The sequence below is a fragment of the Micromonospora sp. NPDC051925 genome (assembly GCF_044548625.1).
In the GTDB taxonomy this organism is placed as follows: domain Bacteria; phylum Actinomycetota; class Actinomycetes; order Mycobacteriales; family Micromonosporaceae; genus Micromonospora.
On record NZ_JBIUCH010000001.1, the window covers coordinates 488,445 to 502,035 of the forward strand.

At 75.1% G+C, this 13,591-nt stretch carries 17 protein-coding genes; 5 read left to right on the top strand and 12 right to left on the bottom strand.

Going from position 1 to position 13,591, the window contains the following annotated elements:
- Positions 1 to 96: 96 nt before the first annotated feature.
- The 4 genes from ACIG87_RS02205 to ACIG87_RS02220 are packed head-to-tail and all read left to right on the top strand — an operon-like array spanning position 97 to position 4,785.
- Positions 97 to 357, top strand: a complete 261-nt coding sequence (locus tag ACIG87_RS02205) for a hypothetical protein (RefSeq protein WP_067305468.1) — start codon at positions 97 to 99, stop codon at positions 355 to 357.
- A gap of 9 nt (positions 358 to 366) precedes the next feature.
- On the top strand, positions 367 to 1,452 hold the full coding sequence (locus ACIG87_RS02210; protein WP_396847329.1) for a hypothetical protein: 1,086 nt from the start codon (positions 367 to 369) through the stop codon (positions 1,450 to 1,452).
- Positions 1,445 to 4,126, top strand: coding sequence for an FtsK/SpoIIIE domain-containing protein (locus ACIG87_RS02215; protein WP_396847330.1), 2,682 nt, complete (start codon positions 1,445 to 1,447; stop codon positions 4,124 to 4,126). Before ACIG87_RS02210 ends, ACIG87_RS02215 begins: the two co-directional genes overlap by 8 nt.
- The gene (locus ACIG87_RS02220; protein WP_396847332.1) at positions 4,126 to 4,785 is read left to right on the top strand and encodes a hypothetical protein; all 660 of its coding nucleotides are present in this window, start codon (positions 4,126 to 4,128) and stop codon (positions 4,783 to 4,785) included. Before ACIG87_RS02215 ends, ACIG87_RS02220 begins: the two co-directional genes overlap by 1 nt.
- Before the next feature lie 22 nt (positions 4,786 to 4,807).
- Here the strand turns inward: ACIG87_RS02220 and ACIG87_RS02225 are convergent, their stop codons facing one another.
- The 11 genes from ACIG87_RS02225 to ACIG87_RS02275 all read right to left on the bottom strand — a co-directional run bounded on the left by ACIG87_RS02225 (position 4,808) and on the right by ACIG87_RS02275 (position 12,245).
- Positions 4,808 to 6,076, bottom strand: coding sequence for a cupin domain-containing protein (locus ACIG87_RS02225; RefSeq protein WP_396847333.1), 1,269 nt, complete (start codon positions 6,074 to 6,076; stop codon positions 4,808 to 4,810).
- Between the two features lie 10 nt (positions 6,077 to 6,086).
- A complete protein-coding gene (locus ACIG87_RS02230) occupies positions 6,087 to 6,392 on the bottom strand; it encodes a hypothetical protein (protein ID WP_396847335.1) in 306 nt (101 codons plus the stop codon).
- Positions 6,393 to 6,540: 148 nt separating this feature from the next.
- A complete protein-coding gene (locus ACIG87_RS02235) occupies positions 6,541 to 6,969 on the bottom strand; it encodes a DUF2267 domain-containing protein (protein ID WP_396847337.1) in 429 nt (142 codons plus the stop codon).
- Between the two features lie 4 nt (positions 6,970 to 6,973).
- Complete coding sequence (locus ACIG87_RS02240) at positions 6,974 to 7,165, bottom strand: hypothetical protein (protein WP_396847338.1); 192 nt, start codon at positions 7,163 to 7,165, stop codon at positions 6,974 to 6,976.
- A gap of 215 nt (positions 7,166 to 7,380) precedes the next feature.
- Positions 7,381 to 8,256, bottom strand: a complete 876-nt coding sequence (locus ACIG87_RS02245; RefSeq protein WP_396847339.1) for a DUF72 domain-containing protein — start codon at positions 8,254 to 8,256, stop codon at positions 7,381 to 7,383.
- Between the two features lie 73 nt (positions 8,257 to 8,329).
- Positions 8,330 to 8,728: a TraR/DksA family transcriptional regulator gene (locus ACIG87_RS02250; RefSeq protein WP_396847341.1), complete on the bottom strand. Its 399-nt coding sequence runs from the start codon at positions 8,726 to 8,728 to the stop codon at positions 8,330 to 8,332.
- 180 nt (positions 8,729 to 8,908) lie between these two features.
- Positions 8,909 to 9,577 (bottom strand): uridine kinase, encoded by a 669-nt coding sequence (locus ACIG87_RS02255; protein ID WP_396847343.1) that lies wholly within the window; start codon positions 9,575 to 9,577, stop codon positions 8,909 to 8,911.
- Positions 9,578 to 9,710: 133 nt separating this feature from the next.
- On the bottom strand, positions 9,711 to 10,319 hold the full coding sequence (locus ACIG87_RS02260; RefSeq protein ID WP_396847345.1) for a winged helix-turn-helix domain-containing protein: 609 nt from the start codon (positions 10,317 to 10,319) through the stop codon (positions 9,711 to 9,713).
- A gap of 284 nt (positions 10,320 to 10,603) precedes the next feature.
- Entirely contained in the window at positions 10,604 to 11,194 is a 591-nt protein-coding gene (locus ACIG87_RS02265) for a winged helix-turn-helix domain-containing protein (RefSeq protein WP_396847346.1), read from the bottom strand.
- Positions 11,195 to 11,245: 51 nt separating this feature from the next.
- Positions 11,246 to 11,737 carry a rhodanese-like domain-containing protein gene (locus ACIG87_RS02270; RefSeq protein WP_396847347.1) on the bottom strand — a complete coding sequence of 164 codons (492 nt, stop codon included), beginning with the start codon at positions 11,735 to 11,737 and terminating at the stop codon, positions 11,246 to 11,248.
- A 55-nt stretch (positions 11,738 to 11,792) separates the two neighbouring features.
- Positions 11,793 to 12,245 carry a cysteine dioxygenase gene (locus ACIG87_RS02275; RefSeq protein WP_396847349.1) on the bottom strand — a complete coding sequence of 151 codons (453 nt, stop codon included), beginning with the start codon at positions 12,243 to 12,245 and terminating at the stop codon, positions 11,793 to 11,795.
- A 216-nt stretch (positions 12,246 to 12,461) separates the two neighbouring features.
- On the opposite strand from ACIG87_RS02275, the gene ACIG87_RS02280 reads away from it, so the two are divergent.
- Entirely contained in the window at positions 12,462 to 12,812 is a 351-nt protein-coding gene (locus ACIG87_RS02280; protein WP_396847592.1) for an ankyrin repeat domain-containing protein, read from the top strand.
- Here the strand turns inward: ACIG87_RS02280 and ACIG87_RS02285 are convergent.
- Positions 12,796 to 13,557 carry a class I SAM-dependent methyltransferase gene (locus ACIG87_RS02285; RefSeq protein ID WP_396847350.1) on the bottom strand — a complete coding sequence of 254 codons (762 nt, stop codon included), beginning with the start codon at positions 13,555 to 13,557 and terminating at the stop codon, positions 12,796 to 12,798. The two genes, ACIG87_RS02280 and ACIG87_RS02285, sit on opposite strands and share 17 nt — an antisense overlap.
- Positions 13,558 to 13,591 lie beyond the last annotated feature (34 nt).

A 13,591-nucleotide genomic window follows, 5' to 3' on the forward strand; every position in this document is an offset into this window, starting at 1 on the left:
AACCGGGCACCCGGGCAGCAACACCCCCAGGGCGGATGTTCTCTCCCCGTCGGGTATACGTTGTAATGGAGATCTCCCCGCCCCCAGGAGGTCACCGTGGCGAGCGTCGCCGAGCTGAAGGCCGCGATCGATATCGCCCTCCAACAGATCGGTGACGGGCAGACAGCCGTGCAGGCCGCCGGGGAGAAGCTCTCCGAGGCACAGCAGACCCTCGCCGGGGCGTTGGAGGGCAGCGGACACGAGACCGTCGAGGCGGCCCAGGCCTCGCTCACCCAGGCCGGCCAGGAGCTGGAGGAATGTCTCGCCGCGACGCTCGTCGCGGTGGAACAGGCACAGCTCTACGTGTCGTCGCTGTAGCGGGCCGCCGTGTCCATCATCGAGGACGTCGGAGCGCAGGTCCGGGCCGCCGCCGAGGAGTTCCCCCTCGCCCAGCTCGCCCTGGCGCTGGAGAAGTTCGGCCAGGCCACCGAGCGGCTCCGCTGGGTACGCCAGGAATCGGCCAACCCGATGGGGGTGCCGGAGCTCGCCGCCGCCACCGAACACGCCGAGTCCGCCGGGCATGCGCTGCGGGTCGCCCAGGAACAGCTCTCCGGCTACCTGGCCGCCATCGGGCTGGCCCCCGACGGCCCGCCACCGCCCCGGGCCACCGGCCCCGCCCCCAGGCACGACGGCCCGCGCGGCGACACCACCGCGCCGCCGGCCGCTCCGCCACCGGCCACCGAGGAGGACCCCACCGTCAAGCGCTGGTGGGCGGTCCGGGTGGCCGAGTTGACCGGTGGCCGGGAAGGCCCACCGGAGCAGCCGGACGAGCGGGTCGCCGACTCCCGGGAACTGCTACGTCGGGTGGCCACCGGCATCCGCTCCGGCGACCGCGACCGGCTGCACCGGGAGCTGCGCGCCGCCCACGCCGACGTCGGCCTCGGCCTGGCCGCGATCACCCCGCCGCTGCTGCGGGACCTCGCCGGGGAACTGCTCGGGCATCCACCCCGCGCCGACGACCTGCCCCGGTTGCGCCGAGAACTGGACGGTCGGGTCCGCGACCTGCTGCCCGGCCTGCCACCGCCGGTGCTGGACACCCTGCTCACCCGGGTCTGCCGGATGCCCCCGCCGCGCCGGGGCGAGGGTGAGGGCGAACAGCCCCATGCCGCCGATCCCGCCGTCACCGCGGGCGTGGTGACCGGCGTGCTGCTGGCCCGGCTCGGCCGGGAGCTGCCCCCCGAGGAACGCGACCCGCAGCGGCAGCCGACGGCACCGCAGGCGCCGGAACCCGACCGGTCCCGTCCGCGCCCGCCCGCCGAGCGTCGCCCCGAGTCGCGCCCTCCGCGACGTCCCGAGCCAGCCCCGCAACGCCGGCCCGAGCCGAGCCCACCGCCCCGCGCCGAGCCGGCTCCCCCGCGCCGGCCCGAAGCGGGTCGGACGAGTCCCTGGGCGGACGGTGGACACCGTGGCTGACCTGCGTGCCCAGTTGGCGGCGCGGGTGCGGGGGATGCTCTCCGAGGCGCTCGGCGTCACCCGTACCCGGCTCGCCTCGGCCGAGTCGGAGCTGACCGCCGCCCGGGACCGGCTGACCCGGGTCCGGCGGGCCGCCGCCACCGTGCCGGAGCGGGTCGGCGCGGAACGCGACCGACGGCTGACCGAGATCGACCAGCGACACGCCGCCCGGCTCGCCGAGCTGGCCCACCGGGCGGCCGAGGCCGCCCGCCGGGAGGCCCCCGGTGCGGCCTCCGCGCCGTGGGCGGGGTGGCGGGTCACCCCGGCCGGTCGCGGCGAGAGCCCCGGCCCGTTGCGCGTCGGCACCCTGCGGGTCACCGGCGCGGAACCGGTCCCGGCGCTGGTGCCGCTGCTCGACGCCGGTCACGTGGAGCTGCACGGCGACGACCGGGAGGGCGCCGACGCGGTGGTGTCGGCGCTGCTGCTGCGCGGCGTCGGCCGGGCCGACCCGGGCGCGGTCCGGCTCTACGGCTACGACCCCGAACACCTCGGCGGCGGGCTGGCCGGCTTCGCCCCGCTCGGCACCGCCGGGCTGCTCACCTTCGTCGGGCCGGGTGGCCTGGCCCGGCTCCTCGACGACCTGGTGGAACAGATCCGCCGGATCAACGAGACGGTGCTGGCCGGCGAGTACGGCTCACTGCGCGCCCTGGCCGTGGCGACCGGCCGGCGACCCGAACCGTGGCGGGTGGCGGTGCTGCTCGGCGGGGACGAGCTGTCCCGACACGAACGCGGCCAGCTCGACCGGGTGGTACGCACCGGCGCGGCCTGCGGGGTGCACCTGGTGGTACGCGGCATCGACCTGCCCGACGACCCCAGCCTCACCCGGATCCGCACCGGGCCGGGGGAGACCCGGATCGGCACCCCACCCGGCCCACCGGTACGCCTCGACCCGCCCCCACCGGCCACCCTGGTCACCGAGACCTGCCGGGAGATCGCCACCCGGGTCAACGCCGGCCCGCCGCCGACGCCCTTCACCGACCTGCTCCCCCCGCCGGAGCAGATGTGGAAGGAGGATTCGGCGCACGGGCTGACCGCCCCGATCGGCGAGGGGCCGCACGGCCGGCCGGTGCTGCTGACTCTCGGCGACTACCCCCCGCACGCGCTGATCGGCGGCCCGTCCGGCACCGGCAAGACCAACCTCATCTTCGCCTGGATCGGCGCGCTGGCCGCCCGCTACTCCCCCGCCGAGCTGGAGTTCTATCTGCTCGACTTCAAGGAGGGGGTGTCCTTCGCCCGGTTCGCGCAGGGCCGCCGCGACCCGAGCTGGCTGCCACACATGCGGCTGGTCGGGATCAACGTGAACACCGACCGGGAGTTCGGCCTGGCCCTGCTGCGCTTCCTCGCCGAGGAACTGCGCCGTCGGGCGGACGCGGCCAAGAAGCACGAGGTCACCAAGCTCGCCGAGTTGCGGGCGGTGGACCCGACCGGGCACTGGCCCCGGATCGTCGCGGTGGTCGACGAGTTCCAGGCGCTGCTCGCCGGCCGGGACGTGGTGGCCCGGGAGGCCGCCGACCTGCTGGAGGACCTGGCCCGACGGGGCCGCTCGCAGGGCATCCACCTGGTGCTCGCCTCGCAGGACGTCCGGGGCATCGAGGCGCTGTGGGGGCGGCCCGCCCTGGTCGCCCAGTTCACCCTGCGGATCGCCCTGCCGAAGGCACTGCGCATCCTCGCCGAACGCAACGACGCCGCGCAGGCGCTGCCCCGGCACCACGCGGTGGTCAACGCCGAGTCGGGCATGACCGAGGGCAACCAGGTGGCCCGCATCCCCTCGGCCAGCGACTGGGAGACCTGGAGCGAGTTGCAGCACCGGCTGTGGCGGATGCGCCCCGCCGACGCCGCACCGGCGCGGCTCTTCGACGGCGACGCCATACCCCGGCTCGCCGAGGCTCCCGACTTCCGGGCCCTCACCCCGCCGCAGGGTGATCTCCCGCCACGCGGCCCGGTCGCCCTGCTCGGGGAGATCATCGACGTGCAGTCCCGGTCGGCGGCGCTGCGGTTGCCCCGGGCACCCGGCCGCAACCTCGCGGTCCTGGGCACCCGGGTCGACGAGGCGTGTGCGGTGCTCGACGCCGCCGCCCGCTCGCTGGCCCGGCAGCACCGACCCGGCAGCGCCCGGTTCTCCATCGCCTGCCTCGACCCGGACGCCGACCCGGCGGCCCGCGCCCTCTACGAGGACCTCGCCGACGACGCCGCCTGGTACGACGAAGAGACCGTCGCGGAGCTGATGGCCGAGACGGCGACCGCGCTGACCCGGCCGGGCACCCCGAGCACCCCGCACTACCTGCTGCTGTTCGCCGTCGACGCGGCGGCGGGAGCGTTGGCGACCGGCTCGCCCGGATCGACCGGCCTGGACCGGCTGCGCCGGGTCCTGCACGACGGGCCGGAGCGGCGTACCCACGTGCTGGCCTGGTGGCGCGGGGTGGCCCGGATGCGGGCGGACCTGGGCGGACCGGCCGCCCGGACCGACCAGATCGGCGCCTGGGTGGCCCTCGACGTGCAGGGCGGCGAGCTGGGCTCGGCGCTCTACCCGGGTTCCGGCGGGCCGGACTGGTACCCGCGCCCGTGGCGGGGGCTCTTCTTCGACCGGGCGGTGCACCGCACCGGACAGGTGATCATCCCTTATGGTCCGTCCTGATGAACGAACCGGTCGCCAGTGACACCTACGCCGCCCACGTCCGCCGGCTCGCCGAGCTGACCGGTCGGGTGGCCGCCCAGCGGGCCGAGGCGCAGGCCTGGCACCACCAGCAGTGCGCCGCCGCCGAACGGGCCGTGGAGCAGGCGGTCACCCAACTCCAGGACGCCGAGCAGGAGGTGGTGGACGCCCGGTCGCTGCTGGAACGGGTCGACGCCGAGGCGGGTCACCTCTGGGCCGAGCTGCGCTCCCGGCTGGGCACCCGCCGGCTCGGCGACCCGCCGGGACCGGCCCGGGACGTCACCGGCGACCCGGTGCCGCTGCTGCACGGGGTACGCGAGCTGCTGGACCGCACCGGTCAACGCGGTGAGCTGCCGGGGTCGGTGAACCCGCTGCTCGCCCTCTGCGGGGTGGCCGGGGCGGTCGTCGCGTACGCCCTCGGGGCCGCCGCCCGCGCGGTCGGCCAGCGGTACGGCGGTGACCTGGCGGTGGGCATGCCGGTGCTGGCCCTGGTGGTGACGCTGCTCGGCCCGGTGACCGGGCTGGCACCGGCGAAGCGGCTGGCGGACCGCCGGCACGCGCTGCTCGGCCCCCGCCCGCTGGCGATCGTCCTGGCCACCGGGGCGGTGACCACCGTGCTGCTGCTGATCTCGACCCGCTGACCGCGCTGGGTGCCGGCACAGCTCAGGCCGGGACGGCGACCGCCTCGCGGAGCAGCCGGCGGGCCAGCACCAGCCGGTCGGCGTCGTCGAGACCGGGCAGGTCGCCCACCCGGAGGCCGGCGGAGCCGAGCAGGGCGCGCAGCGCCGGCGCGCACTGCTCCGGCAGGGTGATGGTGCGGTGGGTCAACCGCAGCGACACCCGGCCCCCGGCGGTGGGGGTGAGCTGCCAGCGCAGCCCGCCCCGGGGGGCGATCCGGCTGTCGGCGACGAGCGTGGTGAGCGCGGCGGCCTGCGCGAGCGGCCGGATCGGGGCCGGTCGGGCGGCGGGCCAGGCCCGGTCGCGCAACCGGGCGGCCACCGTGGCCGGGTCGGCCCGCAGCAGCCAGTCGCGCAGCGCCTCCACGGTCTCGGTCAGCTCCGGCTCGATGGCGTCGGGATCGGCGACGTCGGTGCCGAAGGGCAACCCGGCGCGCAGCCGGGGGTCCTCGGCGGCCAGCGCCAGCAGCTCCTCGACCAGGGCGTACCGGGTCAACGCGCGGATGCCGACGGTCAGGTGCAGCGAGCGGGACTCCTGCGCCTGGGCGCTGTGCAGCCAGCCGCGCGGCAGGTAGAGCGCGTCGCCGGGTTCGAGGACCACGTCGAGCGCGGCCGGCCCTTCGGCGGTGGCGGACACCTCGTCGGCCCGGCCGCCCCAGGGCTGCCTCTCCAGCGGGTCGGTGAGCACGGGCGGATGGATCCGCCAGTGCTTGCGGCCGTCGACCTGGAGCACGAAGACGTCGTGGGTGTCGTAGTGGGTGGCGAAGCCCTGGCTGCCCGGCGGGGTGAGGTAGGCGTTGACCTGCAAGGGTTGCGTCAGGGCGGTGCCCAGGTCCCGGGTGAAGTCGATCAGGGCGGGCCAGAGTCGGTGCAGCCCCTGCAGCACCAGCGTCGCGCCGGCGGCGTACAGCTCGAGGATGCGCTCGTCGAGGACCTGATCGCCGATCTCCGCGCCCGCCCCGCCACCGCCGGTGAAACGGGCCGCCGACACCAACTGGCCGTCCCTGGCCACCCGCAGGAACGGGGTACGCAGACCGCGCCGGCTGAGCAGTTCGTCGGCGTCGTCCGGGCTGAGCAGGTCGGTGAACCCGTCGGCGTTGGGTAGTTCGGCGGCGCGCGACAGCAGCGGCGCACGGCCCCAGTGGGCGGCGGCGAACTTGGCCGGTTCGACGCTGACGCAACGGGCCAGCGCCCGCGTCGCGGCGGACGGGACCGCCGGGCGGTTGTGGCCGCCCGGCGGGTCGATGGTCGTCATGATGTCCCGGTCAGCGGGCGCTGCCGTCCGCGCCACCGTCGTGCTGACCCGGCGTGGCCCCACCGTCGGCCGGACCTTCCGCGCCACCGTCCGCGCCACCGTCGTGCTGACCCGGGGTCGCCCCACCATCGGCCGGACCCTCGGCCCCGCCGTCGGCGCCACCGTCGTGCTGACCGGGGGTCGCCCCACCGTCGGCCGGACCCTCCGCGCCACCGTCCGCGCCACCGTCGTGCTGACCCGGGGTCGCGCCGCCGTCGGCCGGCCCCTCGATGCCGCCGCCGCTGGTGGTCTGGATGTCGTCGTCGTTCAGTGCCATGGGTGCTCCCTCGGGTGTGCCGCCCCGCCGCAGGGCGGGGTCTGTCGTGCGGGTGGTACCCCCGACACGATCTTCTCTAACCCACACCGTAGACGGCCCGTCCGACGCGCGGGACGGATCGCCGCTGCACGTCACCACCGACGGCGGGTCAGGGAATCAGCCGTTGCAGATCCCTGGGCATGCCCGACTTCACGTCCTGCCACTCGCCCTGGGTGACGTGCCGGCGCAGGGCGTCCAGCACCACCTGGGCCACCCGCTCCGGGCCACCCTCGACGTCGTACGGGAATCCCTGCCGGACCTCGTAGAGGAAGTCGTCCCGATTCAGCTTGATCGGCACGTTCTCCGGCTGCCAGCCGTCGAAGTAGATGCCCCGGACCAGCACCGGCAACTGGGCGGCGAACTCCGCGCACTCCTGCACTGTCATCCGGTCCCGCAGCAGGTGCAGCACCGTCCGCAGGGCCGCGTACGACTGGTTGCGCTGTGCCTTGGGCCAGCCGTACGCCTGCTCGATGTCCTTGAGGATCAGGTTGGTCTTGTCCACGGATGACTCGAACGCGGAGATCAGTTGCTCTGCCATTCCGTCACCCCCCGGCCTTCGGATCGCCGTCCCACCGCCGGTCCTCGACGCGTCGGGGCGGCCCCGACGGGCCTCGGCCCTGCCGGGCCGGACTGCCGCTGCGGCCGGGCCGCTCCGGTCGACGGGTGTCCCCACCCGTGCCGACGACGTGCAGCACCGCGCCCCGCCGTGGATCTGCCACCACCCGCACCGCCATCTCGGTCACCTCCGTGCCCGTCCGTATGTGTCCCGGCCGCTGACCCGGCCGGCACCACCCATGCTGCGCATCTCCGGGTGAGTCGCCCTCACCCGGACGGGGTGAGAACCGCCCGGCGGTCTGCCCGACCCGCACCTGGGTGGCCGTGTCCGGGCCGAATCAGCGGTGTCAGCCCGGTGCGACGCCGCCATCTCGGCCCCCGACGGAGGGGTACCTCAGGCGTTCGCTGCCAGCAGGGCCTGGAGCCGCTGGCCGTTGCGCTGGGCATGGTCCAGGTAGCAGTTGTTCATCAACACGTGCGTCCGGTCTGCGGAGTCGGCAAGTTCCCGCAGCTTCGGCGCCCAGTCGCGCAGTTCCCGGTCGGAGTAGCGGTAGCCGAACTTCTCGTGGATGTCCTTACTGGTCCACTTGTCGCTGTGCCCGTGGAACCGCACCACCGCCAGGTCGGCCGTGGCGGCCAGCACCGGCGGCACCGAGCTGCGGTGCCCCTGTGGCATGTCCACGGCGACGTACGCCAGCCGGTGCCCGCGCAGGAACGCCAGGGTCTCCTCGGCATTGGCCCCCTCGAACCAGGACGCGTGCCGGAACTCGAAGACCGGCCGCAGCGGACGGCAGCGCCGCTCGACCTCCAGCAGGTACTCCTTGTTGTCCCGCTTGATGGTGAACCAGGGTGGGAACTGGAACAGCACCGCGCCGAGCTTGCCCGCCTCGACCAGCGGGTCCAGCGCGGACAGGAACCTCGTCCAGACCTCCTCGTACGCCTGGGCGGACAGGTCGGCCGGGTAGACGTGGCGCTTCGTCGTCTCCGGGCGCAGCTCCTTGTAGAGCGCGGAGACCCGGGTGGGATGCCCGGTGAGCAGGCTGAACGCCTTGACGTTGAAGGTGAACCCGGGCGGGGTGCGCTCGGCCCAGAGCCGGGCGGTCCGCTCGGCCGGCGGCGAGTAGTAGGTCGCGTCCACCTCGACGAGCGGGAACTGCCGGGCGTAGTACGCCAGGCGCTTCTCCGGGTTGTCGGCGGTCTGCGGATACCAGCCCGAGTCGAGCAGGGTCGGATCGGTCCAGGACGCGGTGCCGACCTCGATCTCACCCACGGGACAGGCCCGTCGCACCGCCGGGGTGGCCCATTAGGTTCCTGACGGCCCGGTGGCGACGGTCGGCCACCGGTCAGGCGGCCCGCCGCTCCCGGTTCTGCTTACAGGTCACGCACGAGGTGGCCGACGGGAAGATCTCCAGCCGCTCCACCGGGATCGGCGCCGTGCAGCCCTCGCAGAAGCCGTAGGTGCCCTCGTCCAGCCGGGCCAGGGCGTGCTCGAACTGGGCCCGGCGGTCGAGGATGGTCCGCAGCAGGGACTGCGCGGTGTCCCGTTCGGCGGTCTTGGTGCCACTGTCGGCCTGGTCGTCGCCGGCGGTGTCGCCGACCTCCACCAGCCGCAGCACCTGGCTCTGCGCGACCGCGTGCTCGTACTCGGCGGACAGCTCGTTGTAGCGGGCCCGCAGAGAGGTCCGGATCTGGTCGGCCTCCGCCGCGGTGCGGGCGGTGCCGACGGTGTCGTGGACGAGCATCGCTGCCTGCCTTTCCTGAGGCCGGGCGTCGGGACGGGCGGCCCCGGACGCGGGCGGCACGGCGAGATCATCCGTGCCCTGTGAGCCGGGCGATTACCCACCGTCCCGCCCCGGCAAACCGCCGGATTTTCCGGCTCAGCCGCCGGGGCCGTCCCGCCGCACCGGCCCCGGGTGGCGGGCTCAGTCGCCGGGGCCGTTGCGCTGCACCAGCGCCGGGTGGCGGGGGTCGTCGACCCGGACCACCACGTCGGCGAAGGACGCCGGGTCGACCTCGTCGGCGTACCGGGCGAAGGCCGGGAGGGTCCACCGCTGCGCCGGATCGGTACGGCGGGCCAGCGCGCACGGGGAGAGGGCCAGGTGCACGGTGACGTCGAACGGCAGTCCCCCACCGAGCAGCAGCGCCCCGCTGACCAGCAGCACCGTGCCCGGCAGCAGCTCCTGATAGGCGGCCCGGCTGGCCCGGTCGGTCTCCGCGTCCCAGAGCGAGGGGAGCACCCGCCCGGTGCCGCCGGGGCCGGCGGGGTCGAGCACCTCCCGGCGCAGGCCGGCCTCGTCCGTCCAGCCCTCGTAGTAGGCGTCGGGGTTGGTCCGGCCGTGTTCGTAGCGGACGGAGGCGGGCCGCAGGAAGTCCACGGCTCGCAGGTGCAGCGCCGGGCGACCACGGGCGCGCAGCGGGTCGATCAGGGCCTCGGCGAGCCGGTCGGGGGCGGCGGCGGGTGGGCCGTCGACGGCGACCCGCAAATGGGCGGGTGGTGGCGACCCGCCGGAGGCGGGCACGGACGCGACCGTGAGGAGCCGTTCGGTCAGCTCGGCGACGAGCCGGTCGGGCGAGATCGGGCGGACGCGCATCCGACCATGGTGCCCCCGTCGGGCGACGGCCGGCCCGGCGGCCCGTTCAGCCGGCGCTCGGCGGTGGCCCCGTGCGCCCTCCACCGGCGTGCCCGGCGGTGACCCGTGCAGCCGGCGCTCGGCGGTGGCCCGTTCAGCCGGTGCGGTCGACGGTGACCCGGGCGTCGTCGGCGAGCCGGTAGCCCACCCCGTAGACCGTGGTGACCAGGGGGACGTCGACGCCGACCTTGCCGCGCAGCCGACGTACGTGCACGTCCACCGTGCGCACCCCGGCGTGCTCGTAGCCCCACACGGCGTTGAGTAGTTGCAGCCGAGTGAACACCCGCCGGGGGTGGGCCACCAGGTGCAGCAGCAGGTCGAACTCCAGCCGGGTCAGCGGCAGCGGCTCGCCGTCGCGCAGCACCGAACGGGAGGAGGCCAGGATGTGCAGCATCGGGATGGTGGCGGCGAGGGAGCGGCCCGAGGACCGGCCGGCCGGACCCTGGTCGGGTCGCCGCTCGGCGGGGACGCCGGTGGTGGCGATGGTGCCCTCCCCGCGTTCCAGCATCTCCCGGGCCGCCTCCAGCAGCCGGCGGGCCGGCGGGGTGAGCGACTCCTCGCTGGCCAGCGGGATGGACAGGGTCACGGTGAGCACGGGGGCGACGGCATTGGCCGGGCGTCGCTGGCCGCCGGGGGGTCGACCGGGGACCGAGGGTTGGGACGTATGCCATCCGGCGCGCGACGATGCGGGGCTGACCGACATGGTCCTCCTTGGGCTGGTCCGGGTAACTCCCCACGGCCCGGGACGCCGCTGCATCGATGCTTCCCGGCCCCTGGACGAGGGTCAAGGGGCGACCGCGTTGCATGAATGTGACAATTGACGAACAGTTCGCAGCCGAGCCCTCGCTCTGCGTACGAGCCAGATGATTACAGCAGAAGCGTCGACGTGCCCCGGTACGGGGGGTGCCCGCCCGTCGCGCCACGGCCGGCACGACCGCGACGCACCCGGCTCGGACGAGTCGGATGCGTCGCGGATTGGTCCGATGGTCAGCGGAATCGGTCGACCCGCACCCTCGCCTCGTCGGCGAGCCGGTAGCCCACCCCGTACACGGTGGTGACCAGGGGGGTGTCCGCGCCGAACTTGGCGCGCAGCCGGCGTACGTGCACGTCCACGGTACGGACGACGGCGTGTTCGTATCCCCAGACACAGGCGAGCAGTTGGAGCCGGGTGAAGACCCGGTGCGGGTGTTCGGCGAGGAAGAGCAGCAGGTCGAACTCGATGCGGGTGAGCGGGATCTCCCGGTCACCCTGGCGCACCACCCGGGTGCCGGCGAGAATCCGCAGGGTCTCCGGGTGGTCGCCGGCCGGCGGCGGCTCCCCGGCGGCCGGCGTCGGGCGCGGGGCCGGCAACGACGACAGCAGGCGCGGCGTGGTCGGCTCGCTCAGCCGGACCACCCCCTCCCCCGTCTCGGCCAACTCGCCGAGCAGGTCGACCAGGCGGGCCAGCCGGGGCGTCAGCGGCCCGGCGGTCAGGTCGAGGGTGATGGTCAGCGACGGCGCGGACCGGGGCCGACCCGGCGTCACCCGGTCGGGGCGGCCCGGCGGGTGCGGACGCGCGGTGAAGGCGACGAGGGACATGGGAGCCTCCTGTGTGGCGGTGCGTCCGCCACGCCCGGTGGGGCGCGACGGTCAGTGCGGCGTCCGGCCGGCGGTCACCGGCGGCGCGAGGGACGGGGAGCGGTGCGACAGCGTCGGACCCAGGGTCGGCAGGCCGGCGATCCGCCAGGCGACGAAGCCGCCGACCACGTCGGTGGCCCGGTGCAGACCGAGGTCCTGCAACGCGGCGGCGGCCAGCGACGAGGTGTAGCCCTCCTGGCAGATCACCAGCACCGGCAGGTCGTAGCCGACCGCCTCGGGCAGCCGGGCCGGGCAGCGCGGGTCGAGCCGCCACTCCAGCACGTTGCGTTCGATCACCCGAGCGCCCGGTACGGTGCCGTGAGCGGCACGCTGGGCAGCCGGGCGGATGTCGACCATCAGCGCCCCGCCCCGGTAGGCCAGGTGCGCCTGCTCGGGGTCGAGCCGACACAGCCGGGCGCGGGCCTCGGCGAGGATCTCGTCGATGCCGCGCGAGCCCGGTGGTGGCGTCGGACAGCTCTCGGTACGGGTGGTGTGCTGCGGCATCGTCGCGGTCCTTCCATGGGCGAGCCGGCGGGCGGGGGAACGGGGGCAGGCGGCGTCACCAGGAGACGCCGGCCCGAGCGACCTCGGCGACCCGGAGCCGGCCGTCGACGAGGCGGTACTGGGTCATGTGCCGCAGTGCGGGCAGGTAGACGTGCACGCTGACCGCCGGCTGGTCGCCCCGGTTGGTCACCACGTGCACGTGCCGGGGGCCGAACCGGCGACCGGCCCCGGCGGCGAGGCGGTGCGGGCGCAGCCGCCCACCGGAGACCGTCTGCTCGGTCAACTCGCCGGCGACGACCAGGAAGGCGCCCGAGGAACCGCCGTGATCGTGCAGATCGGTGCCCTGGCCGGGCAGCCAGCTCAACGCCCAGACCTCGTGGTCGTCGGCCGAGGCGAGCCGGGCGTACCAACGCTCGGCGCGGTCGAATCGCAGCGGCACGGCCCAGGTGGTCGGGTCGGCGTACCGGCCGGCGACGGCGAGCAGGTCGGTGGCGTGGGTGCTGGTCATGGCTACTCCCGTGTGATGCGTTCCCCACACTCTAAACCGCAAAACCTATAGACTTAGTAGGTAATATCGGATGCTGGGACGCGAGCGGCGGCGGGGCCTGAGGGCCTGCGGTTCCACCCCGCGCCATCCCACTCCCGCCCCCGGCCGCGTCCCGACCCCTAGGATGGAGCGGTGACCGAGGAGTTCGACGCCGAGGCGCTGGCCTTCGCCCACCGGATGTTCGACCTGGCCCGCACAGGTGCGGCCGAGGAACTCGGTGGCTACGTCGACGCCGGGCTGCCGGTGAACATGACCAACGACAAGGGCGACACGCTGCTCATCCTGGCCGCGTACCACGCCCACCCGGAGACCGTCGCGGCGCTGCTGGCCCGGGGCGCGGACCACACCCGGGTCAACGACCGGGGGCAGACCGCGCTCGCCGCGGCGGTGTTCCGGCGCAACGCCGAGACGGTACGGGCGCTGCGCGACGCCGGAGCCGACCCGGACCACGGCACCCCGTCGGCGGTGGAGACCGCCCGCTTCTTCGACCTGCCGGAGATGCTCACCCTGCTCACGCGCCCGGCCTGACCGCCTCGATCAGGAACCGGCGGGAGTGGGCCACGAACGCGCCGTCGGCCCGGATCCGCGCATGCAGCCGTTCGAGCTGCGGCCGGTAGCGGTCCACGTCGAAGTCCGGCACCGTCCAGACCACCTTGCGCAGGAACCAGACCACCGCGCCGATGTCGTGGAACACCGCTCGCAGGGTGGCCCGCTCCAGGCGTACCACGTCGAGGCCGGCAGCTCGGGCCGCGGCCACCGCCTGGGCGGTGTGCCGGGTGGCCGGCGGCGGCAGCGGCCCCAGCACCGCCTCGCTCAGCTCGCGCATGGTGCCGGCGCCGATCTGCTGGGACAGGTAGTGGCCGCCGGGCCGCAGCACCCGGGCGATCTCCGCCCACCCGGTGTCCACCGGGTGCCGGCTGGTCACCAGGTCGAAGGAGGCGTCCCGGAACGGCAGGCGAGACCCGGGGCCGAGCTGGACCACCCGGCCGTCGACCCGACGCAGCGTCCGCCGGGCGACCGCGACGTTCGGTGGCCACGCCTCGGTGGCGACCAGCAGCGGGGGCGGCTGGGGCACCTCGGCGAGTACCTCACCCCCGCCGGTGTCGATGTCCAGGGCCGCCGCGACCACCGCCATCCGGGCGGCCACCTGGCGGGCGTAACCCCACGGCGGACGCTCCTCGGTGGCCCGCCCGTCCAACCAGCCGAAACCCCAGCCGTCGACGGGGGCCGCCGTCGCCTCGGCGATCCACTCGGCACAGCTCCGCTCGACCATCCGGCCACCCTGCGGCACCGATGCGGTGACGGGC